Annotated in this window: 24 protein-coding genes and 1 tRNA gene; 16 read left to right on the top strand and 9 right to left on the bottom strand. The window is 28.2% G+C overall.

Translation table 11 applies throughout. From position 1 onward, the window contains the following. Positions 1-14 precede the first annotated feature (14 nt). The 7 genes from lgt to ychF are packed head-to-tail and all read left to right on the top strand — an operon-like array spanning position 15 to position 5929. The gene (lgt, locus tag ACTTAW_RS02365; protein ID WP_440650966.1) at positions 15-794 is read left to right on the top strand and encodes a prolipoprotein diacylglyceryl transferase; all 780 of its coding nucleotides are present in this window, start codon (positions 15-17) and stop codon (positions 792-794) included. Beyond that, positions 778-1827 (top strand): SAM-dependent methyltransferase, encoded by a 1050-nt coding sequence (locus ACTTAW_RS02360; protein ID WP_440650965.1) that lies wholly within the window; start codon positions 778-780, stop codon positions 1825-1827. Before lgt ends, ACTTAW_RS02360 begins: the two co-directional genes overlap by 17 nt. Continuing rightward, complete coding sequence (gene pgeF / locus ACTTAW_RS02355; RefSeq protein WP_440650964.1) at positions 1820-2578, top strand: peptidoglycan editing factor PgeF; 759 nt, start codon at positions 1820-1822, stop codon at positions 2576-2578. Before ACTTAW_RS02360 ends, pgeF begins: the two co-directional genes overlap by 8 nt. A gap of 9 nt (positions 2579-2587) precedes the next feature. Continuing rightward, positions 2588-3520 carry a ribose-phosphate pyrophosphokinase gene (locus ACTTAW_RS02350; protein ID WP_440618924.1) on the top strand — a complete coding sequence of 311 codons (933 nt, stop codon included), beginning with the start codon at positions 2588-2590 and terminating at the stop codon, positions 3518-3520. A gap of 45 nt (positions 3521-3565) precedes the next feature. Continuing rightward, the gene (locus ACTTAW_RS02345; RefSeq protein ID WP_440650963.1) at positions 3566-4255 is read left to right on the top strand and encodes a 50S ribosomal protein L25/general stress protein Ctc; all 690 of its coding nucleotides are present in this window, start codon (positions 3566-3568) and stop codon (positions 4253-4255) included. 40 nt (positions 4256-4295) lie between these two features. After that, positions 4296-4856, top strand: a complete 561-nt coding sequence (pth, locus tag ACTTAW_RS02340; protein ID WP_440650962.1) for an aminoacyl-tRNA hydrolase — start codon at positions 4296-4298, stop codon at positions 4854-4856. Further along, positions 4856-5929 (top strand): redox-regulated ATPase YchF, encoded by a 1074-nt coding sequence (gene ychF / locus ACTTAW_RS02335; protein WP_440650961.1) that lies wholly within the window; start codon positions 4856-4858, stop codon positions 5927-5929. Before pth ends, ychF begins: the two co-directional genes overlap by 1 nt. On the opposite strand, the gene ACTTAW_RS02330 is transcribed toward ychF, so the two are convergent. Genes ACTTAW_RS02330 through petA form a run of 3 tightly spaced genes read right to left on the bottom strand, consistent with a single transcriptional unit; the run spans position 5906 to position 8472 of the window. Further along, positions 5906-6664 (bottom strand): cytochrome c1, encoded by a 759-nt coding sequence (locus tag ACTTAW_RS02330; RefSeq protein ID WP_440647128.1) that lies wholly within the window; start codon positions 6662-6664, stop codon positions 5906-5908. The two genes, ychF and ACTTAW_RS02330, sit on opposite strands and share 24 nt — an antisense overlap. 22 nt (positions 6665-6686) lie before the next feature. Next, entirely contained in the window at positions 6687-7949 is a 1263-nt protein-coding gene (locus tag ACTTAW_RS02325) for a cytochrome b (protein ID WP_440613798.1), read from the bottom strand. A gap of 10 nt (positions 7950-7959) precedes the next feature. Then, complete coding sequence (petA, locus tag ACTTAW_RS02320) at positions 7960-8472, bottom strand: ubiquinol-cytochrome c reductase iron-sulfur subunit (RefSeq protein ID WP_075506393.1); 513 nt, start codon at positions 8470-8472, stop codon at positions 7960-7962. Between the two features lie 91 nt (positions 8473-8563). Between petA and ACTTAW_RS02315 the strand changes: the two genes are divergently transcribed. The 3 genes from ACTTAW_RS02315 to greA are packed head-to-tail and all read left to right on the top strand — an operon-like array spanning position 8564 to position 10331. After that, the gene (locus ACTTAW_RS02315; RefSeq protein WP_440650960.1) at positions 8564-9022 is read left to right on the top strand and encodes a tRNA (cytidine(34)-2'-O)-methyltransferase; all 459 of its coding nucleotides are present in this window, start codon (positions 8564-8566) and stop codon (positions 9020-9022) included. Between the two features lies 1 nt (position 9023). Continuing rightward, positions 9024-9851 carry an oxygen-dependent coproporphyrinogen oxidase gene (gene hemF / locus ACTTAW_RS02310; RefSeq protein ID WP_440650959.1) on the top strand — a complete coding sequence of 276 codons (828 nt, stop codon included), beginning with the start codon at positions 9024-9026 and terminating at the stop codon, positions 9849-9851. Positions 9852-9854: 3 nt separating this feature from the next. After that, on the top strand, positions 9855-10331 hold the full coding sequence (greA, locus tag ACTTAW_RS02305; protein ID WP_440633748.1) for a transcription elongation factor GreA: 477 nt from the start codon (positions 9855-9857) through the stop codon (positions 10329-10331). Here greA and ACTTAW_RS02300 read toward each other — a convergent pair. From ACTTAW_RS02300 to ACTTAW_RS02285, 4 genes are all read right to left on the bottom strand, one after another. Further along, positions 10328-11602, bottom strand: a complete 1275-nt coding sequence (locus ACTTAW_RS02300; RefSeq protein ID WP_440650958.1) for a CCA tRNA nucleotidyltransferase — start codon at positions 11600-11602, stop codon at positions 10328-10330. The two genes, greA and ACTTAW_RS02300, sit on opposite strands and share 4 nt — an antisense overlap. 5 nt (positions 11603-11607) lie before the next feature. Then, positions 11608-11681: transfer RNA gene (locus tag ACTTAW_RS02295), tRNA-Gln, on the bottom strand. Positions 11682-11715: 34 nt separating this feature from the next. Then, positions 11716-12558, bottom strand: coding sequence for a 4-(cytidine 5'-diphospho)-2-C-methyl-D-erythritol kinase (locus ACTTAW_RS02290; RefSeq protein WP_440650957.1), 843 nt, complete (start codon positions 12556-12558; stop codon positions 11716-11718). Next, a complete protein-coding gene (locus ACTTAW_RS02285; RefSeq protein ID WP_440650956.1) occupies positions 12555-14207 on the bottom strand; it encodes a tetratricopeptide repeat protein in 1653 nt (550 codons plus the stop codon). Before ACTTAW_RS02285 ends, ACTTAW_RS02290 begins: the two co-directional genes overlap by 4 nt. Positions 14208-14257: 50 nt before the next feature. On the opposite strand from ACTTAW_RS02285, the gene ACTTAW_RS02280 reads away from it, so the two are divergent. The 3 genes from ACTTAW_RS02280 (at position 14258) to ACTTAW_RS02270 (ending at position 16709) form a co-directional block, all read left to right on the top strand. After that, positions 14258-14974 (top strand): uracil-DNA glycosylase, encoded by a 717-nt coding sequence (locus ACTTAW_RS02280; RefSeq protein WP_440650955.1) that lies wholly within the window; start codon positions 14258-14260, stop codon positions 14972-14974. Continuing rightward, positions 14974-15534, top strand: coding sequence for a ribonuclease HII (locus tag ACTTAW_RS02275; protein WP_440650954.1), 561 nt, complete (start codon positions 14974-14976; stop codon positions 15532-15534). Before ACTTAW_RS02280 ends, ACTTAW_RS02275 begins: the two co-directional genes overlap by 1 nt. Positions 15535-15638: 104 nt before the next feature. Next, positions 15639-16709, top strand: a complete 1071-nt coding sequence (locus ACTTAW_RS02270) for a site-specific DNA-methyltransferase (protein WP_075506402.1) — start codon at positions 15639-15641, stop codon at positions 16707-16709. Here ACTTAW_RS02270 and ACTTAW_RS02265 read toward each other — a convergent pair. Beyond that, on the bottom strand, positions 16706-17851 hold the full coding sequence (locus ACTTAW_RS02265; protein ID WP_440650953.1) for a salicylate 1-monooxygenase: 1146 nt from the start codon (positions 17849-17851) through the stop codon (positions 16706-16708). The two genes, ACTTAW_RS02270 and ACTTAW_RS02265, sit on opposite strands and share 4 nt — an antisense overlap. Further along, positions 17848-18834 (bottom strand): A/G-specific adenine glycosylase, encoded by a 987-nt coding sequence (locus ACTTAW_RS02260; protein ID WP_440650952.1) that lies wholly within the window; start codon positions 18832-18834, stop codon positions 17848-17850. Before ACTTAW_RS02260 ends, ACTTAW_RS02265 begins: the two co-directional genes overlap by 4 nt. On the opposite strand from ACTTAW_RS02260, the gene ACTTAW_RS02255 reads away from it, so the two are divergent. The 3 genes from ACTTAW_RS02255 to ACTTAW_RS02245 are packed head-to-tail and all read left to right on the top strand — an operon-like array spanning position 18835 to position 22480. Beyond that, entirely contained in the window at positions 18835-19323 is a 489-nt protein-coding gene (locus ACTTAW_RS02255) for a DUF721 domain-containing protein (RefSeq protein WP_075506404.1), read from the top strand. It begins immediately after the preceding gene. Further along, the gene (locus tag ACTTAW_RS02250) at positions 19320-19898 is read left to right on the top strand and encodes a thioredoxin domain-containing protein (protein WP_440650951.1); all 579 of its coding nucleotides are present in this window, start codon (positions 19320-19322) and stop codon (positions 19896-19898) included. The genes ACTTAW_RS02255 and ACTTAW_RS02250 overlap by 4 nt, the downstream gene beginning before the upstream one ends. Positions 19899-19906: 8 nt before the next feature. After that, on the top strand, positions 19907-22480 hold the full coding sequence (locus ACTTAW_RS02245) for a chromosome segregation SMC family protein (protein WP_440650950.1): 2574 nt from the start codon (positions 19907-19909) through the stop codon (positions 22478-22480). Positions 22481-22484: the final 4 nt, after the last annotated feature.

The following is a 22484-nucleotide window of genomic DNA, read 5'->3' as shown; positions in this document are numbered from 1 at the left end:
AGATATTATTTAAAATGTTCATCAATAATTTTGACCCAGTTGCAATAGAAATATTTTCTTTGGAAATTAGATGGTATTCGCTAGCTTATATTGCAGGTATTTTATTTGGATGGTTAATAGCAAAAAAACTATTCTTAAAGAATTCTGAAATAAATAAAAACTTTGATGATTATATAACGTACTTAATCATTGGAATTATTTTAGGTGGAAGAATTGGATATGTATTATTTTATAATTTTGAATTCTATATCAATAATCTATTAGATATTTTAAAAGTATGGGAAGGTGGAATGTCTTTTCATGGAGGAGTAATTGGTATTGTTATCGTAACTATATTGTTTGCAAAAAAAAATAATCAAAATGCGTTTTTATATTTAGATGTCGTCGCTCTTGTTGCACCTATTGGAATATTTTTTGGAAGAATTGCAAATTTTATAAATTCTGAACTTTATGGAACTATAACTAATTTACCTTGGGCTGTTACATTTATACAAATAGATAATCAACCACGACATCCCTCACAAATTTATGAGGCATTATTAGAAGGTTTAATTTTATTTTTAATTTTAGTTTATTTTAGAAGTAGAGCAAATTTTGAAAAAGCTGGATTAATTTCTGGATTATTTTTAATTTTCTATTCAATCTTTAGATTTTTTGTTGAATTTTTTAGAGTTCCAGATGATCAATTGGGATACCTAATATTCAATTTAACTATGGGTCAGTTAATAAGTTTTATCTTTTTGATAATTGCATTAATTATTTTCTTTTTGAAAAAAAATGAACAAGTCTACTAATTTACCTCTAGATCAATTTATCAATCACGCTCTTTACGATAAAGAAAATGGTTATTATATGAAAAAAAATCCCTTTGGAAAGGAAGGTGATTTTATTACGTCTCCCAACATCACAAGGCTATTTTCAGAAATAATTGCGATTTGGGTAATAACTTTTTGGAAAAGCATCGGTTCACCTAAAAAATTTAACTTAATTGAACTTGGCGCTGGTAATGGAGAAATGATGAAAGTTGTGTCTGAAACATTAAAGAATTTTCCAGATTGTTTTAACTCCTGTAATTTAATGATTCATGAAAAAAGCTCATATTTAATCAATGAACAAAAAAAAAATTTAAATTCTGAAAAAATAATCTGGGTAAATGAAGTTGAAATCGATAACGCATTTCCTTGCATTTATCTTGCAAACGAATTTTTTGATGCACTTCCAATAAAGCAATTTTTTAAAAAGGAGAATAATTGGTTTGAAAGGTATGTTAATTTAAAAACTTACAAAAAGGCTGAGTTCAATGATAAAGAAGTTGATATTAAAACAATAGAGCAAGAACTTAAATTTGAAATATCTAAAGACCAAGATGTTATTGAATACTCTCCGGAAGCGTTTAAATATCTAGAGAAAATTTGTAAAATTATTGAGAACAGAGATGGTGGACTTTTAATAATTGATTATGGATATTTAGATCTGAAAATTAAAAATACTATTCAAGCAATAAAGGATCATAAATTTTCAAACATATTAGAAGATATTGGCGACTCTGATATCACATACAATTTAAATTTTAATTTATATGCTAATTATATTAATCAATTTGAAAAACTAGATCATCTAATTACTAATCAAAAAAAATTCTTAACAAGTATGGGAATTTTGCAGAGAGCAGAGATTGTAAGTAATAATATAGCCTTCTCACAAAAAACAGATCTATTTTATAGAATTAGACGTTTAATTGATGAGAAACAAATGGGAGAGTTATTTAAGGTAATGTTGATTAAAATTAAAAACAATAAATTTAAAACAGGTTTTCAAATTGATTAAATCTAAAAAGCTTTCAAAAAATAAAACTATTAAACATGGTTTTTTTAATAGCATCGGTGGTGTATCAAAAAATATTTATAAAAGTTTAAATTGTGGTCCAGGTTCAAATGACAATAGTGCAAGTGTAAAAAAAAATTTAAATATTGTAAGGAAAAAAATTTCTAAGAACTCAAAAAATATTTTTTTACTTAATCAAATTCATAGTAATAAATTCGTGTTTATTGACAAAAAGTATAAATCAAAAAAAAAACCTAAGGCTGATGCAATTATTACTGACCAAGTAAATTTACCTATTGCGGTTTTGACTGCAGATTGTGTACCAATACTTATTTTTGACAGTCAGAGAAAAATAATAGCTGCAATTCATTCAGGATGGAAAGGTGCCTTTAAGGGAATTATATCAAAAGTTATTAAATTTATGGTTAAGAGAGGGTCTAAAACAAAAAATATTACAGCAGTTATAGGTCCATCAATATCAGTCAAAAATTATGAAGTTCAAAAAGATTTTTATAAAAAATTTATAAGAAAAGACAAAACTAATCATAAATTTTTTAAAATGGGTAAAGAAAAGTTATATTTTAACTTATCTAGTTATGTTAAATCATTAATTCTTCAGTCTAGTGTGAAAAAAATAGAAAAAATTGACGTTGATACATTCGATGCTAAAAATAAATTTTTTAGTGCTAGAAGATCAAAAAGTTTAAATCATGCTGATTATGGTAGAAATATTTCAATAATTGTGCTTAATTAGGTTTTTTTCATGAAATTATTATCAGGAAATAGCAATAAACCTCTTAGTAAGAATATTGCTAAATATTTAAAATCTAAATTAGTCAATTCAAGTATTAGAAATTTTTCTGATGGTGAAATTTATGTTGAGATTAATGAAAACATAAGAGGAAATAGTATTTTTATTATTCAATCTGTTTCTTCACCAGCTAACGATAACTTAATGGAACTTTTATTATGCATAGATGCTTTAAAAAGATCATCTGCCAAAAATATAACTGCTGTAATTCCATATTTTGGTTATGCAAGACAAGATAGAAAAGTTGTCCCAAGAACTTCCATTTCAGCAAAACTAGTATCTAACCTGATTACAAAAGCAGGAGCAGATCGTGTTGTAACAGTGGATTTGCACGCAGGACAAATTCAAGGATTTTTTGATATTCCAGTAGATAACTTGTTTGCTACTCCTATTTTTGCAAGACACGTTAAGAAAAAAATTAAAAGTAAAAATATGATTTGTGTTGCTCCAGATGTGGGTGGTACTGAGCGAGCAAGATCTCTTGGAAAACTTTTAAATGTTGGTCTAGCTATAGTAGATAAAAGAAGACCTAAGCCAGGACAATCTCAGGTTATGAATGTGATTGGGGATGTAAAAGGTAAGACATGTATAATTGTAGACGATATCATCGACTCGGGTGGAACAATTGTAAATGCAGCTAAAGCTCTAAAAGATAGAGGTGCAAAAGAAGTTTACGTTTATATTACTCACGGTGTACTTAGTGGTGAAGCGGTCAAAAAAATTAAAAATTCTGTTATCAAAAATTTAGTAATTACAGACACAATTGATAATAGTGACAAAATAAAAGGTGCAAAAAACATTGAAGTTTTATCTATTTCAGGGCTAATGGGTGAAGCAATTAAAAGAATATCAAATTCTACTTCTGTATCTGATTTATTTAAATAATTACCTTGTGTTATTAAGGATCTTGAGCTAAAAACCCTTGTTTTTATGAATACTTTAGAAGCTAACATCAGAGATACTAAAACAAAAGGCGAGCTTAACTCACTAAGAGATAATGGAGAAGTTCCGGCTATAATTTACGGCGGTGAAGCTCAAAACGAAAAAGTTTCTATATCTAAGAAACTGCTAAAGTCGATGTTAGAAGACTCAAATTTTTTATCTACAATTCTTACATTAAATGTAAACGGTAAACCACAAAATGTACTTCCAAGAGAAGTAAAATATCACATCTTGTCAGACGAACCTATACATGTTGATTTTTTAAGAGTTGTGCCTGGTCTAAAAATTAGAATTGAGGTTCCAGTTAAATTTATTAATCATGAAAAATCACCTGGATTAAAAAAAGGTGGAGTATTAAATATTGTAAGAAGAAAAGTTGAATTAAAATGTCCAAGTGAAAAAATACCTGACAATCTTTTAATTGATTTAGATGGTATTGATATTGGAGTAAGTTTTAAAATATCGTCAATTAATCTAGATCCTGAAGTTGTACCAACTATTCAAGGTAGGGATTTCGTTATTGCAACACTTGCGGCTCCAACTGTAATGAAAGAGCCAGAAAAACCAGCTGAAGCTGAAGCTGCAGAGGGTGAAGCGGGTGCCGAGGCTGCTGCACCAGCTGAAGGCGATAAACCAGCTGCTGAAGGCGAAGAGAAGCCTGCTGAAGAAAAAAAATAAATTATTTAGACTGAAGTTTGTTTTCCATTAAAAAATTTTTATGCTTTTATTTGTAGGACTAGGTAACCCAACGCCCGATAGTGAAAATAATAGACATAATCTAGGTTTTAAAATTATAGACTCAATAAATAAAAAATTTGGCCTATCAAAACAGAAACCAAAATTTAAAGGTTTGCTTACAACAGGAAATGTTGGAGACAAAAAAATATATGCAATTAAACCTTTAACTTTCATGAATAATTCAGGAATTTGTATAAGAGAATTAATAGAATATTTTAAAATTGATGCCGAGGATGTCATAGTTTTTCATGATGATTTGGATGTGGAATTTGGAAAAATAAAAGCTAAGTTTGGTGGATCTAGTGCAGGTCATAATGGTATAGCTTCAATAGATAAATTTATTGGTAAAGATTATTCTAGAGTGAGAATTGGTATTGGGAAACCAAAAGATAATATGGAAGTAAGTGATTTTGTACTTCAAAACTTTGATGAAGATGAAATGGTTAGATTAGAAAAAATTACAAATAATATTACTGAGTCAATTTCAATATTAATTGAAAAAAAATTAGATCTATTTTCAAGTACAGTTAATAATAAATAATGAGTTTTAAATGTGGAATTGTTGGTTTGCCAAATGTTGGTAAGTCTACGCTTTTTAATGCACTAACAAATTCTAGTAAAGCACAAGCAGCTAACTTTCCATTTTGTACAATTGATCCAAATGTTGGTGTAGTTCCCGTACCAGATGAAAGATTGTCTAAATTATCAAAAGTCTCTAACTCTAAAAAGGTAATTAATACTACAATTTCATTCGTTGATATTGCTGGTCTTGTAAAAGGAGCTTCAAAAGGAGAAGGATTAGGAAATAAATTTCTTTCTCATATCAGAGAAGTTGATGCTGTAATTCATATGATTAGATGTTTTGATTCAGATGATATCCAAAATGTTAATCCTGATGTAAACCCAGTGAGAGATTTGGAAATTATTGAAACTGAAATGATGCTTGCAGATCTTGAAAGTATTCAAAAAAGATTGGAAAAAAATAACAAAAAAAATGTAGATGAGGAACAACTTAAAATTTTAGAAATTGCTCTAGATTGCATAAATAATGATAAAGATATTTCAGTTCTAAAAACACAATTTGATACGAAGCAATTAAATCAAAGCGGTTTATTATCAATTAAGCCAAAAATATATGTTTGTAATGTCGATGAACAAAGCGTTCAAAATGGTAATAAATATACAAATGATTTCATAGAAAAATTTGGGAATGAAAATACACTAATTGTATCCGCTGATATTGAAAATCAAATTAATGAGCTACCTGCTGAAGAGAAAAAAAATTATATGGAAATGATAGGTTTAAAAGAAACTGGATTAAATATGTTAATTCAAAAAGGTTACAATATTCTAGAGCTAGATACTTATTTTACATCAGGTCCTGAAGAAACAAGAGCATGGACAATTAAAAAAAATTGTACAGCTCCTAAGGCAGCAGGTGAAATACATACTGATTTTGAAAAAGGGTTTATTCGAGCTGAAACTATTTCTTATGAAGATTTTATAGCAAATGATGGATGGGTAAATTCTAAAGCAAACGGGAAAATGAGATTAGAAGGAAAAGAATATATTGTTAAAGATGGAGATGTATTAAACTTCAGATTCAACACGTGACCAAATTTTCTTCATACTAAAGTAAACTAAAATAGTTAAAATAATCAAATATACTATAGCTTTAAATCCCATTTGGTGTCTTGCTTCTAAGTGAGGCTCCGCAGCCCACATTAAAAATGTTGTTACATCTTTTGACATCTGTTCAACTGATGCATTAGTACCATCCCCGTACTCTACAATTCCATCTGATAATGGTGCTGCCATTCTGATCTTATTACCATACATATATTTGTTGTAATAAACTCCATCATCCAAAGTTACTCCACTTGGTGGATCTTCATAGCCTTGAAGTAAAGAATAAATATAATCAACTCCACCACCTCTAGCTTTAACTAAAACAGACATATCTGGTGGATAAGCTCCTCCGTTAGCTGCTTGTGCGGCTTTTACATTTTCGTATGGCATTACAAATTTATCCGAAAGTTTTGCAGGTCTAGTAAACATTTCACCATCAGCGTTTGGTCCATCTGTAACTTCAAAAGAAGCAGCGATTGCTTTTGCAGCTGCCTCTGAAAACTCTGGTCCACCTTCTTCTGATAAATTTCTATAGCTCAAATATTTCATTGAATGGCAAGAAGCACAAACTTCCGTATAAACTTGATATCCTCTTTGAAGAGCTGCTCTATCAAATTTTCCAAAAAGACCTTTAAAACTCCAATCTGTTTTAAGATAATCTACTTTTTCCGCAGCAAATGTTTGGACACTATTTAGAGAAAAAAATGAAAGTATTAAAATTAGTTTAAATAACTTTTTCACTTTATTTTATTTTACTTTCTCTGTGTTTTGCGGCTGCTAAGTTTGGTGATCCACCTAAAATAGGCTCTGTTATACTTAGTGGAACAGGTAATGTTCTCTCTTTAAATCCAAGCACAGGGAGAATAACCAAGAAATGTAAGAAATAATAGGCAGTGGCTACTCTTGCAATTAATAAATAAAGACCTTCTGCAGGCATTGCTCCCATGTAACCAAGAATTAAAACGTCTGCTACTAAAATCCAGTAAAACTGTTTATACAAAGGTCTAAATACTGCTGATCTAATTTTTGAAGTATCTAGCCAAGGTAAAGCTGCAAGTATTAAAATAGCAGATAGCATTGCAATTACTCCAAGTAGTTTATCCGGTACCGATCTTAGTATTGCGTAAAAAGGTAACAAATACCATTCTGGAACTATATGAGCTGGAGTTACCATAGGATTTGCCTCTATGTAATTATCTGCGTGACCCAAAATATTAGGCGTATAAAAAACAAAAAATGCAAAAACAATCATAAACATTAATAATGCAAAACCATCTTTAATAACAATGTATGGATGGAATGGGACAGTATCCTTAGATGGTTTTTTGATATCAATACCAACTGGATTATTATTTCCAGGTACATGCAGAGCCCATATATGTAAAATTACAAGTCCTGCTATTAAGAATGGGATTAAATAATGTAGAGTAAAAAATCTTGTTAAAGTTGGATTATCAACTGAGTATCCACCCCATAACCATGTTACAATTCCCTCACCTACTAACGGGATTGCACTAAATAAATTCGTAATAACAGTTGCTCCCCAGAAACTCATTTGTCCCCAAGGTAAGACGTAGCCCATGAATGCAGCTGCCATCATTAACAAGTAAATTACTATACCTATAATCCAAATTATTTCTCTTGGTGCTTTGTAAGAACCATAAAATAACGATCTAAAGATATGAATATACACAGCAAGAAAAAACATCGATGCACCATTTGCATGTATGTATCTAATTAACCATCCGTAGTTAACATCTCTCATTATATGCTCAACACTTTCGAATGCCATGTCAGCATGAGCAATGTAATGCATTGCCAAAGTTAATCCTGTTATAATTTGTGTGATTAAGCAAAAAGTTAAAATTCCTCCAAATGTCCACCAGTAATTTAAATTTTTTGGAGTAGGATAATCCGTTAAATGGTTTGCAAGAGTTAGTAACGGTAATCTATCATTAAACCATTGACCAACTTTTGATTTAGGTTGATAATCGTGATCACTCATAACAGCTGTACTATCCTATTTTAATTGTGTTTGCGTTTACGAATTCATATTTTGGAACTTCCATATTCCAAGGAGCTGGTCCTTTTCTAATTCTCCCAGAGGTATCGTAGTGAGATCCGTGACAAGGACAAAACCATCCATTATAATCACCTTTGTCATTCAAAGGCACACATCCTAAATGAGTACAAACTCCAAGCATGACTAACCATTCAGGATTTTTTGCTCTATCCTCATCTTTTTCTGGATGAATTAATTCTTCCATTTTAACAGATCTTGCTTCGTCGATCTCTTCTTGTGTTCTTCTTCTAATAAAAACTGGTTTTCCTCTCCATAGAACTGTAATTGTGTTTCCAGGTTTGACTGAACTTACATCTACCTCGGTACTTGCTAATGCTTTAACTGAAGCATCTGGGTTCATTTGATCTACCATGGGCCACACTACTGCTGCAGCTCCAACTGCACCTACAGCTGTGGTCGCTGTAAATAAAAAATCTCTTCTTTTTTTTGGCTTTTTATCTGACATTTTAAATAGTTTTTTGTTAAAAAATTAATTTAATATACGATTTCTTATAAGATAACAGTAATTTTTCTACTGAAAGAATGACACATTACGGATGAAACCTAGACCTAAAATTTCACTATACGAGCCAGATATTCCACAGAATACAGCTGCAATTATACGAACGTGTGCCTGTTTAGGGGCGGAATTAGAAATTATTGAGCCTTGTGGATTTTTATTATCTGACAAAAGGTTTAAAAGAGTTGTCATGGACTACATGGACTATGGTAAAATTAAATTCTACCAAAGTGCAGAACATTTTTTTGAAGAAAAAAAGAATCAAAGAATTGTTTTAATGACAACAAAGGGTTCTATAAATTATACTAAATTTAATTTTAAAGCTGATGATACGATATTATTTGGAAGAGAGAGTGCTGGTGTTCCAGAGAAGGTTCATAAGCTGATTGGTGATCGTCTAAAAATTCCAATGAATGAAAATGCGAGATCTCTAAATATAGCATCCTCAGTTGCAATAGTTTTGGCTGAAAGTTTAAGGCAAAATAATTTAATGTAATATGGACAATTCAATTAAAAAAGACCTAGCTAGCAATTGGTTCAAATTATTACAAAATGCAATTTGTAATGACATACTTGAATTAGAAAACAACAAAATAAAATTTGTATCAACTTCTTGGAAAAGAAACTCTGAAAAAGATGAAGGAGGTGGTGAATATAGAATTTTAAAAAATGGAAAAATTTTTGAAAAAGTAGGAGTAAATTTCTCAAAGGTATATGGAAAATTTCCTAAAAAATTTCAAAAAAATATACCAGGAGCTGAGAAAGATCCTAGATTTTGGGCTTCAGGAATTTCAATAGTTATGCATATGCAAAATCCACACATTCCAGCTATGCATTTTAATACAAGATATATCAGCACTCAAAAAAATTGGTTTGGAGGGGGAATGGATGTAACCCCAGCCATCAAAGATGATAATGAAAAAAATAAATTTCATAAAACTTTAAAGTTAATGTGTGATCAACATAATAAAAATTATTATAAAAAATATAAAAAATGGTGCGATGAATATTTTTATTTACCCCACAGAAAAGAAGCTAGAGGAATTGGGGGAATTTTTTTTGATTATAAAAATGATAATTTCGAAAAAGATTTTAAATTTGTAAGAGATGTTGGTATTACTTTTCAAATGATTTTTAATGAAATTATTAGAAAAAAAATTAACAAAAAATGGTCTTTAAAAGAAAAAGAGAAGCAGTATATTAAGAGAGGTCGTTACGCAGAATTTAATTTACTGTATGACAGAGGAACTAAATTTGGATTACAAACTGGTGGTAATGTTGAAGGAATTTTAATGTCATTACCTCCCTTAGCAAAGTGGAAATAAAAAATGGAAAAAGAACCTATAACTTCAAATGGTCTAAAAAAATTAGAGGAAGAACTCATTTTTTTAAAAGAAAAGAAAAGACCTGAAATAGTTGCTGCAATTGCTGAAGCAAGATCGCATGGAGATCTCAAAGAAAATGCCGAATATCATGCTGCAAAGGAAGAACAATCTCACAATGAAGGTAGAATTACTGAAATAAACGACATAATAGCTAGAGCTAATGTAATTGATGTAACTAAATTAAATAATGAGGGCAAAGTAATTTTTGGATCAACTGTATATTTAGAAGACTTAGATAGTGGAGAAAAAATAAATTATAAAATTGTTGGAAAAGATGAGGCTGACTTAAAACAAAAATTAATTTTCTTTCAGTCACCAATTGGAAAAGGATTAATAGGTAAAAATAAAAGTGATCTTGTGGAAATAAACACCCCTTCTGGCACAAAGAATTTTGAAATTAAAGACGTTAAATATATTTAACTTTTTACAATTTTTTCAACTTGTTTATCTGAAATTTGAAATCCATTTTGAACCCAGGTCTCTTCAATAAGTTTTAATTTATTACCTAAAATTTTACCCTCAGGAATTTTATACTTAGACATTAAAATATTTGCTCCAATTTTTAATTCAGGCAATGTTTTATTTTCATAAATTTTAAGTAATTTTAATAATTTATTCTCCACCTTACTTGAAAAGAACAATTTAAAATTAATTATATCAATCACGGTTTGTCTGCCATTATAGTAAAATATTTTATTAAAGTTTTTTTCTGTAAAACTTTTAATATTCACATTTTCTTTGAAAAAATAATGAATTAATTTGAGCCTCTTTTGATCTTTTTTTGAGATTTTAAATTTGTAAATAAAATAATCAGTATTGTCTGTTTCATCAATAATCAGTAATGCAATTATAAAAATAAAGTCAAAGCTACTGATAGCTTTAGAACTGAATGAATTTAGCTTCTTAAAATGATTAATATTTTTAAATTGTGGAAATACTATTTCTAATATTTCTAAACTTTGTTGATCTTCAAATAATTTGAGAAAATTTTTTGATTTAACTGTCTTTTTAAGTTCATCTAATAATCTTTCAGCAGATAAGTTCGAAATACCTTTGATATTTTTTTTAAATATTTTAATTATCTCTGTTTTATGATTTTCAGTTGAGTAATTGATATGAAAACGGAAATATCTTAATATTCTTAAATAATCCTCTTGAATTCTTTTTTCTGGATCTCCAATAAATTTTAAAATACCTTTATTTAAATCTAGCTTACCATTTTGTGGATCAAATAAATTTCCTGAACTATCAGAGTAAATAGCATTAATTGTAAAATCTCTTCTTTTTGAATCTTCTTTCCAATCAGAAGTAAATTCAACTTTTGCATGTCTTCCGTCTGTAGCAACGTCTTTTCTAAGTGAAGTAATTTCATAGTTTTTTTCATTTATTACTGCAGTTATCGTGCCGTGTTCTTTACCTGTCTCAAAAAATTTAATTTGATGTTTATTTAGTGCATCACAAACTTCATCTGGTGTAATGTTAGTTGCTAAATCAATGTCATCTACTTCTTCTCGATTTATAATTTTTCTAATACATCCTCCAACAAATCTTAATTCACTATTTTCAGAATAATTGTTAATTGCTTCAAAAATTTTTTTTGCAGGAGTGTTCTGGGATAAGTTTTTTATATTTTTACTTATATAATTAAGATTTTTGGACCTAAAAAAAATTTTATCTAAAAATTTATCCATATATATGGCTGGGGCGCTAGGATTCGAACCTAGGATGCAGGTACCAAAAACCCGTGCCTTACCGCTTGGCTACGCCCCAATATTATAGATCCTATAACACAAAAAAAATAAATTTATATAGTTTTTGATACATACAACCAACAATTTTTAAATTTCCTCTTAAATTGAACTTTTGCTGAATTACAGTCTTTGACTGATTTATAGTATGCAATAACTGTAGATCCAGACCCAGTCATTCTTACAAACTCAGGATTATTAGTCTTTTCTAAAAATAACTTAATCTTTTTTATTTGTGGGTATTTTGAAATTGCAACATCTTCTAAAGTATTAGTTTGATTTTTTAAAAATTTATAACCAAACATAATTTTTTTTGGATTATTAAATTTTGGTTTTGTAAAATTTTTAACGTTAGAATAAATTTTTTTTGTCGCACAACCAAAATTAGGCTTTATTAAAAGCATATTTAGAGTCGGACAATTAAAAAATTTTTTAATTTTATTGTTTGAAAGTAAAACTGAGCTAGACGGGTTTATACCTAAAATAACATCAGACCCTATTTCAGAGCAAACCTCCAAAATTTTCTTTTCACTAATTTTAATTACCTTTTTTTTATTTAAAAAATTTAAAATACTTGCAGCATTTATAGAACCGCCACCAAGTCCTGCTTTTTGAGGAATATTCTTTGTTATAGAAACTCTAAATTTTTGATTTAGTAATAACTTTTCTCGACCTAATATTTTAAAGAGTTTTTGAACAGTATTTTTTTTTCCAATACCTTTCGCAAATTTCCCTTGAAAAGAAATATTATGTTTTTCATCTCTTATTTTTTTTATTGAAATAACATCATACAAATCAATGAAACTAATGATACTTTCAATTTTGTGTAATGATTTATTTTTTCCTGTTACATTGAGAGCTAAATTGATTTTAGCATGAGACTTTAAATTTAATTTCATTGAATAGATTTTAAGCCAGTAATCAATTTTTTGTTTATATTTTCTCTCATATCATCTTCAGTATCATCAAAGCTCAACACACTATTCCAAAAATATCTTGCCTGAATTTTTTGATCTAGCTTCCACAATATATCTCCATAATGATCATTTACTATTGGGTCATCAGGCATTAATTCTACAGCTCTTTTTAAATATTTTTCTGCCTCTTCATATTCATCTATCAAGAAATATGCCCAACCAATTGAGTCAATAATATAGGGATCATTACTTTTTAAATCATATGCTATTTTTAACATTTCCATCGCTTCATCTATTTTGTAATCACGTTCTAACCAAGAATAAGCAAGATAATTTAGGACGTATGCATCATTAGGTCTTATTCTTAATGCATGAAGTAAATCTTCATCTGACTTCTCATAATTACCTAATCTTTCGTAACTCCCACCTCTTCTATATAAAATATCCGATTTAATTACAGAAGTATCCTCTAGTGAGGAGATTAATCTTGAATAATAATCGATTGCAAGTTCATAATTTTTAGAGTTTTTATAAAAATTCGCTAAATCAAAAATCATCTTTGGATTAGGTTTTTCAATATTTTTAAATTTAGACTCGATATGGCTTGTGCCTTTTTCATAATTTTGTTCTTTCACTATTATTTGCGCTTCTTTTTTAACTCTAAACCAATAATAAAACTCATCAGTCTCTTTAAATTTTCTTACTATTTTTTTTACCTTGTTGTATTCACCATCTGCAAAGAAATTTTCTGCAACGAGTGATAAATTAAATTCAAATTTAGGATTTAAGTATATTGATAAATTTAAATAAAAATTTGATTTTTCAAAATTATCTTGTGATGAATAAAGATTTGATATCAAGAATAAAAATTCACTAATTATATCATTATGGTTTCCACATGAGAAAATTTTTTCAAAACTTTTAAACTTATTATTATCTATCCAGCTTTTGGTTTGAGTTAACAAAAGTGTTGAGCCAATATAATCAATTTGATCAATTACTGACTTTGCCTGATCAAACTCCTTATTCTGAATTAGATAATTTATATAAAAAAATATATATCTTGAATAATCACCTTGTTGATTATTAATTAAATTTAAAAAGAAAGAGCTGGTTCTTTGATCATTATAATGACATCTTTGAAACGCCTCAGCTATTAATGATAAGTTTCCAAAATTTTTCTTATTAGGTAAAAGTTTTTTATTTTTAAAAGTGTAAATGTACTGCTTTAAAGTCTCAAAAATTACTAGATTAATTCTATTTTCTTCCTGAAATCTCAAACTTTGATCTAAGTAAATATCAGCTTTATCAAAATCATTTTTTTTCAAACGATCAATTATTAATAAAACATATGCATCAAAAAAATCAGAATTACTTTTTTTTGAGTTATTTTTTATAACATTAATTGCTTGAGCTACTTTGTTTTCCAATACAAGAGAATTAACGTATCTTTTTAAATAATTGTCATGGCTATTTAGTAAAACTTTACTTAAATTGAAATATTTTAAAGCTTCTGAATTATCTCTATTTTCATAAGCTACAATACCAGAAAAATAATTAGATAAATCTCTTGAGTTGAAATCATTAAAACTTGTACTTTTAGAATAAACGGGTGTCTGATAGGATAACACTAATAATAATATGATTTTAAATATTTTAGATATCATTTAATCCTTGTAAGGTGAAAAAATTGATAAATCAAAACGACAAATTAAACGAAGAATTAATAAATACAATAGAAGCCAATTTTGTATTCGATAAAAAACCTATTAATAGGTTTTCTGAGGTCAAAAAAGAAAGTGATATCAATCAAAGAAATAAACAAGATTTATTAGAAAATCTAAAGAAACAATTAAATTCAATTGAAAATTGCAAACTAAGAAATAATTCCAAAAATATTGTTCTAGGAGAAGGAAATATTGATAGTCCTATAATGTTAATCGGAGAAGCTCCAGGTGAAATTGAAGACAAAGTTGGAAACCCTTTTAAAGGAGAAAGTGGAGAGCTTTTAGACAAAATGTTAATAGCAATAAATATTAAAAGAGAAAATATTTATACAAGTTATGCAATAAATTTTAGACCACCAGAGGATAGAAAACCAACTTCACAAGAAATTAAACGTTACTCAAACTTTTTAAAAGAACATATATCTATTATTGATCCCAAAATTATAATTTTAATGGGTAGTACAGCTATGGAAGCTGTTACTGGAATTAATGAAAAAATATCTTCAGAAAGAGGTAAATGGAAGGAAATAATTTTAAATAATAATACTTATCCTTTAATGATAACTTTTAACCCTTCTTATTTAATTAGATATCCAGATAATAAAAAATATTCATGGGAAGATTTAAAAAAAATAAGAGAAAAAGTTAAAGAGTTAAAATTAACAATTTAATGAAATTAATAGCTGGTGTTGATGAGGTCGGCAGAGGTAGTTTAATAGGTCCTGTTTATGCTGCTGCTGTCATTCTAAAAAAATCTGTGGATCCAAAAATTTTAAAAGACTCAAAAGTGTTGAGTAAAAAAAAGAGAGAATACCTTTTTAATTATATTAAAAAAAATTCAATTTGGTCGTTAGGCAAAGCTTCTGTTAGTGAGATTGAAAAACTCAATATACTAAATGCAAGTTTACTGGCTATGAAGAGAGCTATATTAAAATTAACAAAAAAACCAACTCTTGTATTAATAGATGGAAACAAAATTCCACAATTAAAAAATTATAAATTAAAATCGATTATAAAAGGTGATAAAAAAATTCCCTCAATTTCTGCAGCCTCTATAATAGCAAAGGTATCAAGAGATCGATTAGTTGCTACTCTATCAAAAAAAAACAAAGGTTATCATTGGGATAAAAATTTTGGATATGGAACCAAACAACATTTACAAGCATTAAAGAAACTAGGCATAACCAAACATCATAGAAAAACTTTCTCTCCTATATCTAGATTAACTTAATACTACATCTAGTTATCATTAAAATTCGATACACAAATCGAATCCAATTTTTTCAATCACAGGTTGACCGAAGAATCCATTTGGAGTCTAATTAATTTTTACAAATGAAATCTGATTTTAAAAATAAAATAATTAACGGAGACAGTCTCGAAGAATTAAAAAAAATTCCACGTGAAACTTTTGATTTAATTTTTGCTGACCCTCCATATAATTTACAATTGAAAGGTGAATTGACTAGACCAGATAGATCTAAAGTCAGCGCCGTAAACGACAAGTGGGATCAATTTGAAAATTTTAAAAAATACGATGAATTCACGTATGAATGGCTTAATGAATGCAAAAGGATTTTGAAAAAAGATGGGGCTATTTGGGTTATAGGTAGTTATCATAATATTTTTAGAGTAGGAACTGCAATACAAAATTTAGGTTTCTGGATACTAAATGATGTCATCTGGAATAAAAATAATCCAATGCCTAACTTTAGAGGCACAAGATTTACAAATGCTCATGAGACTTTAATTTGGGCTTCGAAGAGTGAAAAATCAAAATATACATTCAATTATCAGTCTTTGAAATGTTTAAATGATGATCTTCAGATGAGATCTAATTGGAGTCTTCCTATTTGTAGTGGTTCTGAACGACTTAAAAAAAATGGAAAAAAAATTCACTCTACTCAAAAACCAGAATCACTTTTACATAGAATTTTACTAGCTACATCAAATAAAAATGATCTAGTTCTTGATCCTTTTTTAGGTTCTGGAACTTCTGCTGCAGTTGCAAAAAAACTAGGGAGAAATTATTTTGGTATAGAAAAAGAAAAGAATTATTTTAAAGCTGCTGAGGAACGTTTAAAGGCTACCAAACCAATTGAAGATGATTTATTAGATACACTTAAAAATAATAGATCAAAACCAAGGATTCCATTTGGATCGTTGGTAGAGCTTGGAATAATTAAGCCTGGAACGAATATTTTTGATAATAAGAAAAAAATAACAGCAAGAATAATGGCTGATGGTAGTATCAAGCACAACCAAGCGGAAGGCTCTATTCATAAAGTTGCAGCTACTATTTTGGGAGCTGAAAGTTGTAATGGTTGGACATTTTGGCATTGTGATATTAATGGACGAACCTACCCAATTGATTACTTAAGACAAAGATTAATTTCTAAAAATTAATCTTTATAAATTTTACCTAAATAACTTTGCAGAAATTTTTTATTTTTTGTCAAAAGCTTTAAAAAAATATTTCTAAAAAAGATCATAATCGGATTTGATAAATGAAAAGCAAATTGATTAAAATCAGATCTTCTATTAATCATTTTTACTCTCTCTAATCTAGATTTATAAAAATCATTTTTTTGGTTAATTATAACTTCATGTAATTGATTAGCTCCTTCTATTGATTGTGATGCTCCCTGAGCAAAAGAAGGAGAGAATGCAAAAAAAGCATCTCCAACTAAATAAATATTTTTTGGAGGAATAAATGGATTTTTACTTACAAACACTGGAAACAATTTTATATCTTCAAGGCTCTGAAATACTTTTGATGAAATTTTTTCGGATAATTTTTCTTTAATGCTCTCAATAAATGTACTTTCATTACAAAGATTGTGGTTTTTTTGCTGATCAGAATTTAACTTATTCTTCAATATCCCAATAAAATTAAAATTTTTATCATTATTAAGTGGATATAATACATAATGAAAATCTGATCCTAAAAATAAAGAAACATTCTCCTCGTTTATATTATCAAGACTTTCTTTGGATACACTGGCTCTAACAGCGATAGTGTTATTGTAAATTGGTTCTGAATTATTATTTGAAATTAATGACTTTCCTTTTGAAAATACACCATCTGAAATAACTAAATGATCACAAGTTATTTTTTCTTTATCAAAAGTTAAATTTATTAAATCATTACTGTATTCTATGTTGTCTAAACTGCAGTTAAACTGGATTGTATTTTTATCCAGTCGATTTATCAGGAACTCAAGTAATTTTGATCTTTTCAATGTTGTATACTTACAATCATCAGAATTAAATTCTGAAATATTTAAATCACAAATTTTCTTTGAATTTTTAATTTGATAAAAGTCAATTTTTTTTGGATTAAATTTCTCTTTGTCTGACAAGGAAGAGAAGCCTAATTTGTTTAATAAATTTACGCTATTAACAGATAATTGAATGCCATAACCTTCCCCTATTTCTAATGAGGTTTTTTTTTCATAAATTGTGACTTGATAATCTTTATTTCCTTTAAATAAGTTAGCTGTAAACAGACCGGAAATACCTGCGCCAATAATTGCTATTTTTTTCATTTTTGATTTTCTAAAAATTTTATTATCTTTTTGGTAAATGTTGGAAGTACATAATTTTCAAGCTTTGCAGGATTTATCCAATTAATATTTTTGTCAAAGTTATGCTTCTTTTTATATTCAATTTTAATATTCATATTCATATTAGATATTTTAAAATTTAAATCTTTATCAAAATTTTTAGGATTATTTAATTGATCCATTGGAAAAATATTTAAATTTTTTAAAAAATTAAATTTATTATTTTTGATTAATAAATATTGATTATTTTTTTTATAAACATTCAATTTATAATATGTTTCCTTGTTAATTTTCTTTAATTTCACTAAATCAAAATTTTTATTTTTAAATGCTTTGCAATTATTAGATAGTGGACATTTATTACAATTAGGGTTTGTAGGTTTACAAATTAATGCACCCAGTTCCATCAAAGCTTGCGCATAATCGCTTGATCTTTTTGTCGATGTCCCAAAAATTTTTTTTTGATCTTGTAAGAATTCTTTTTTAATTTGACTTTGTTTCTTTAAATACAGATATCTTTTTAATACTCTTTCAATGTTTCCATCCAAAGGAATTATTGGTTTGTTAAATGCGATTGCTGAAATTGCACTCGCTGTATAATCGCCAATACCTGGTAATGATTTTAATTCATAAAAATCTCTAGGTATTTTTTTATTGAATTTTTTAACAATTATTTGAGCAGTTTTTTTTAAATTTCTTACTCTTGAATAATATCCAAGACCTTCCCAAAGTTTGGTTAATTTTCTATCATTATATTTTGATAACTTTTCAATATTAGGAATATTTTTAATAAATCTATTAAAATAAGGTATCACAGTAGCAACCTGAGTTTGTTGCAACATAAACTCGCTAACCAATGTAAAGTATTGTTTCTTTTCTTGTGAAACCTTATTTCTCCAAGGTAAAGATCTCTTATTTATATCGTACCAATTGAGAATTTTATTTGTTATTATTAGATCTTTCATATGCAATTTAAAAATAATACTAAGCAGAGAAATACTAGCATTCAAGGATTAAGATCTTTCAAAGACACTTTGCCAAAAAATCTAAAAAAAATTATTAATAAAAAAGGTCATATATATTCAGAAACACTCAGTAATTGGAAATATTTAGTCGGGAATGAATTGTTTAAAGTCTGTTTCCCAAAAACATTCAAAAACTCAAATCGATTTGGCGTGAGTACTTTAGTTGTAATGGTTAAAAGGGGCCATGAAGTAGATGTAGAATATTCAAAAAAAAACATTTTAGATAAAATGAATAATTTTTTTGGCTACGATGTTGTTGAAAAGCTCAAATTTATTAGCTTTGATGACGAACAAAAAACTAGCAGTTTGAATGAAATTAAATCTAATAATGTGGCAATTAGTAAATATCGAGATAAAATCAAAGATGTTAAAAACGAAAAGATTAAAAAATCATTAACAGAATTAACAAAAGTTTATAAAGAAAAATGAGAAAAATTATTTTAATTGCCATAATTGTTTTGGGAAGCTTTTCAAATTTAAATGCGGAAGAAGTAAAAAGAATTATCGTTGGAAATAAAGACGCAAAAATAACTATAATTGCGTTTGAGTCACTAACTTGTAGCCATTGTGCAAATTTTCATAAAAACGTTTATCCAGAACTTAAAAAAGAATATCTGGACACAGGGATTGCTAAAATAGAATTTAGACATTTTCCTTTAGATATTGCCGCTTTCAACGCTTCAAAAATTGCTCAATGTAAAAATGATGGTAATGCTGATATTTTGGAAAGTTTATATGCTAACCAACAAAAATGGGTTAAAGGAAGCTCTATCGAAGAAGCAAATAAAAATCTTCAAATATTTTTAAAAAATGAAGGTTTCTCCATCGATTTTGAATCTTGTGTGAATAACAAAAATATTGAGGATTTTGTGTTAAATGACCGAATAGAGGGTGCAAAAAATTTCAAAGTAAACGCAACCCCTACGATAATAATAAACAACGAAAAATTCGAAAAAAAACTTAATTATAAAAATTTGAAAAAAGCACTAGAAAAAATGATATAAGTTAGTGCATGGAGTTTAAAAAAATCCAATTAAATGGATTTAAATCATTTGCTGAAAAAACAAATTTCTTAATAGAGGAAGGCCTTACTGGAATAGTTGGTCCTAACGGCTGTGGAAAGTCTAACATAGTTGAATCTTTGAGATGGGTAATGGGAGAGACCTCTGCAAAAAGTATGAGAGGTTCAGGAATGGAAGATGTAATTTTTTCAGGCACATCCAATAAAGCATCAAAAAATATTGCTGAAGTTTCGATAGAAGTAGAGAACAAAGAAAAAGAAGGTCCTATTCAGTATCGTGAATTAGAAAACATTCAAGTTAGACGAAAAATTGAAAAAGATAAGGGTTCTAAATTTTATATTAATGACAAAGAGGTAAGAGCAAGAGATGCTCAAATGTTTTTTGCAGATCTTTCAACGGGCGCACATTCCCCTTCTATGATTAGCCAAGGAAGAATTGGAGCTTTAGTGACAGCAAAACCTACTGACAGAAGAGCAATACTTGAGGAGGCAGCTGGAATTTCTGGTTTACATGTAAGAAGACATGAAGCTGAACTTAGACTCGGCGCGGCTGAAAATAATTTAAAAAGAGCTGATGAATTACGAAGGCAACAAGAAAAACAACTGGCAAATCTTCAAAAACAAGCTGAGGAAGCTACAAAATACAAATTAATTTCAGAAGAAATAAAAAAAATAGAGGCTGGTCTATATTATCTAAGATTACTGGATATCGATAAGGAAATAAGAATAGAAAATGAAATTAATACAGAGGCAGGAGGTGAAGTTGAGAATTTCAACAATCAAATATCTGAACTTGAAAACTTAATAAAAACTTCTACTGATAAAGTTGCTCCTCTTAGAGAAAAAAATATTGAGAATTTATCAAGAATACAGAGACTTAATTTGGAACTACATAACCTAGATGAGGAAAATACTAGAATTCAAGATGAAATTGAAACAATTAAGAAATCAATAAAGACTTTAGACGAAGACATAACTAGAGAAAATGGAATTATTATTGATGCTAACTCTAATGAAAAAAGATTAAAAGAAGAAAAGTCAGACTTAATTGAAGTAGATTCAAAATATTTTGAAACTGAAAAGTTATCAAACGAAGATCTAGAAAATGCAAAAAATGAACTTGAAAGAGAGCAAAAAGAAGTTGACGAAGTTGTTAATAATTTAGCTGACGATACAATTAAAATAAGCATTGGTCCTATAAAGAATGTAAAAAATTCAATTACTAGAGCAAAAGAATTAATTGATAGTAATGAGATAAATCAAGCAGTTACATTACTCGATAGATGTAATATGGAATTAGATAATTTTATTAATGATTTAAAAAATGAAAAATCAAGAACAGAGCTATTAAGTGTAAATGAGAAATCTCAAAATATAAAAATACTTCAAGAAAAATATGCTGATGCATATAGTAAAAATCAGTCAATAAAGAATGAATCAGTAAAAAGAAATGAAAGAATAAAAACAATAGAGACTGAAATAGAAAGCTGGAAAAATCTTTTATCCAATTCAGAAAAAATGGTAAATGAATTAACTGAAAGAAAAAATAAATTATCTAAACAATTAAATGATTTAGAAAATCAGCCAAGAGTACAAGCAGAAAGAAAAGGTCAAATTTCAGAAAATTTAAGAATTTCTGATGAAGAAAAAATAGAGAACGAAAAAATTATAGAAGAAACTGATAAAAAAATTGAAACTTTAAGAGCTCAACTAAATGAAATACAAGAGCAATCAATTCAAATTAGAGAGCGAAAAGCTAGCTCAGGTGCAACCATAGAAGGTTTACAAAAAAGAAAAAATGATTTGCTTGACAGGGTTAATACAGAATTAAACTTAACAGAAGAAAATATTTTAGAAAATTCAAATTTATTTGGAGTTGAAGAACTTCCAAATCATGTTGATCAAGAAGATGCATTAGATAAAAAAAAACAACAAAGAGATCAATTAGGTTCTGTAAATTTAAAAGCAGATGAGGAAACTAGTAAGTATGAAGAAGAAATAAAAAAAATGGAACAAGATCGTAGTGACCTAGTTACCGCAATTGTTAAACTTAAAGATAGTATTGATGAGCTAAATCAAAAAGGAAGGGAAAGACTTGTTGAGGCATTTGAAAAAGTTAACAGAAAATTTAATGAGGTTTATACAAAACTTTTTAATGGAGGAAATGCCAAGCTTGAATTAGTAGACTCTGATGATCCATTAGAAGCTGGTTTAGAAATGTTGGTCAGTCCACCAGGAAAAAGGCTTCAATCTATAACTTTATTATCAGGTGGTGAACAAGCACTAACTGCCCTATCTTTAATATTTGCAGTATTTTTAACTAACCCTTCTCCAATTTGTGTTTTAGATGAAGTGGATGCTCCTCTTGATGATGCTAACGTTACAAGATTTTGTAGCTTGCTAGAGGAGTTAATTAAAATTACTAACACTAAATTTATAATTGTTACTCATCACGCCTTAACAATGTCTAAAATGAACAGGCTATATGGAGTAACTATGCCACAAAAAGGGATAAGCCAACTGGTAGCTGTAGACCTTCAAAAAGCAGAAAGTATGGTTGCTTAACCAA

The sequence above is a fragment of the Candidatus Pelagibacter sp. HIMB1495 genome (assembly GCF_052047955.1).
GTDB lineage: Bacteria > Pseudomonadota > Alphaproteobacteria > Pelagibacterales > Pelagibacteraceae > Pelagibacter.
This window is presented reverse-complemented; position numbering and strand designations above follow the sequence as displayed.

What these genes read in the sequence shown, in the direction of transcription:
- ACTTAW_RS02345 (WP_440650963.1), top strand. Translation starts at nt 3,566, where the DNA reads ATGAATACTTTAGAAGCTAACATCAGAGATACTAAAACAAAAGGCGAG.
- petA (WP_075506393.1), bottom strand. Translation starts at nt 8,472, where the DNA reads ATGTCAGATAAAAAGCCAAAAAAAAGAAGAGATTTTTTATTTACAGCG.
- ACTTAW_RS02315 (WP_440650960.1), top strand. Translation starts at nt 8,564, where the DNA reads ATGAAACCTAGACCTAAAATTTCACTATACGAGCCAGATATTCCACAG.
- pth (WP_440650962.1), top strand. Translation starts at nt 4,296, where the DNA reads ATGCTTTTATTTGTAGGACTAGGTAACCCAACGCCCGATAGTGAAAAT.
- greA (WP_440633748.1), top strand. Translation starts at nt 9,855, where the DNA reads ATGGAAAAAGAACCTATAACTTCAAATGGTCTAAAAAAATTAGAGGAA.
- ACTTAW_RS02325 (WP_440613798.1), bottom strand. Translation starts at nt 7,949, where the DNA reads ATGAGTGATCACGATTATCAACCTAAATCAAAAGTTGGTCAATGGTTT.
- ACTTAW_RS02260 (WP_440650952.1), bottom strand. Translation starts at nt 18,834, where the DNA reads ATGAAAGATCTAATAATAACAAATAAAATTCTCAATTGGTACGATATA.
- ACTTAW_RS02245 (WP_440650950.1), top strand. Translation starts at nt 19,907, where the DNA reads ATGGAGTTTAAAAAAATCCAATTAAATGGATTTAAATCATTTGCTGAA.
- ychF (WP_440650961.1), top strand. Translation starts at nt 4,856, where the DNA reads ATGAGTTTTAAATGTGGAATTGTTGGTTTGCCAAATGTTGGTAAGTCT.
- ACTTAW_RS02265 (WP_440650953.1), bottom strand. Translation starts at nt 17,851, where the DNA reads ATGAAAAAAATAGCAATTATTGGCGCAGGTATTTCCGGTCTGTTTACA.
- lgt (WP_440650966.1), top strand. Translation starts at nt 15, where the DNA reads ATGTTCATCAATAATTTTGACCCAGTTGCAATAGAAATATTTTCTTTG.
- hemF (WP_440650959.1), top strand. Translation starts at nt 9,024, where the DNA reads ATGGACAATTCAATTAAAAAAGACCTAGCTAGCAATTGGTTCAAATTA.
- ACTTAW_RS02250 (WP_440650951.1), top strand. Translation starts at nt 19,320, where the DNA reads ATGAGAAAAATTATTTTAATTGCCATAATTGTTTTGGGAAGCTTTTCA.
- ACTTAW_RS02275 (WP_440650954.1), top strand. Translation starts at nt 14,974, where the DNA reads ATGAAATTAATAGCTGGTGTTGATGAGGTCGGCAGAGGTAGTTTAATA.
- ACTTAW_RS02300 (WP_440650958.1), bottom strand. Translation starts at nt 11,602, where the DNA reads ATGGATAAATTTTTAGATAAAATTTTTTTTAGGTCCAAAAATCTTAAT.
- ACTTAW_RS02255 (WP_075506404.1), top strand. Translation starts at nt 18,835, where the DNA reads ATGCAATTTAAAAATAATACTAAGCAGAGAAATACTAGCATTCAAGGA.
- ACTTAW_RS02360 (WP_440650965.1), top strand. Translation starts at nt 778, where the DNA reads ATGAACAAGTCTACTAATTTACCTCTAGATCAATTTATCAATCACGCT.
- ACTTAW_RS02270 (WP_075506402.1), top strand. Translation starts at nt 15,639, where the DNA reads ATGAAATCTGATTTTAAAAATAAAATAATTAACGGAGACAGTCTCGAA.
- ACTTAW_RS02290 (WP_440650957.1), bottom strand. Translation starts at nt 12,558, where the DNA reads ATGAAATTAAATTTAAAGTCTCATGCTAAAATCAATTTAGCTCTCAAT.
- ACTTAW_RS02350 (WP_440618924.1), top strand. Translation starts at nt 2,588, where the DNA reads ATGAAATTATTATCAGGAAATAGCAATAAACCTCTTAGTAAGAATATT.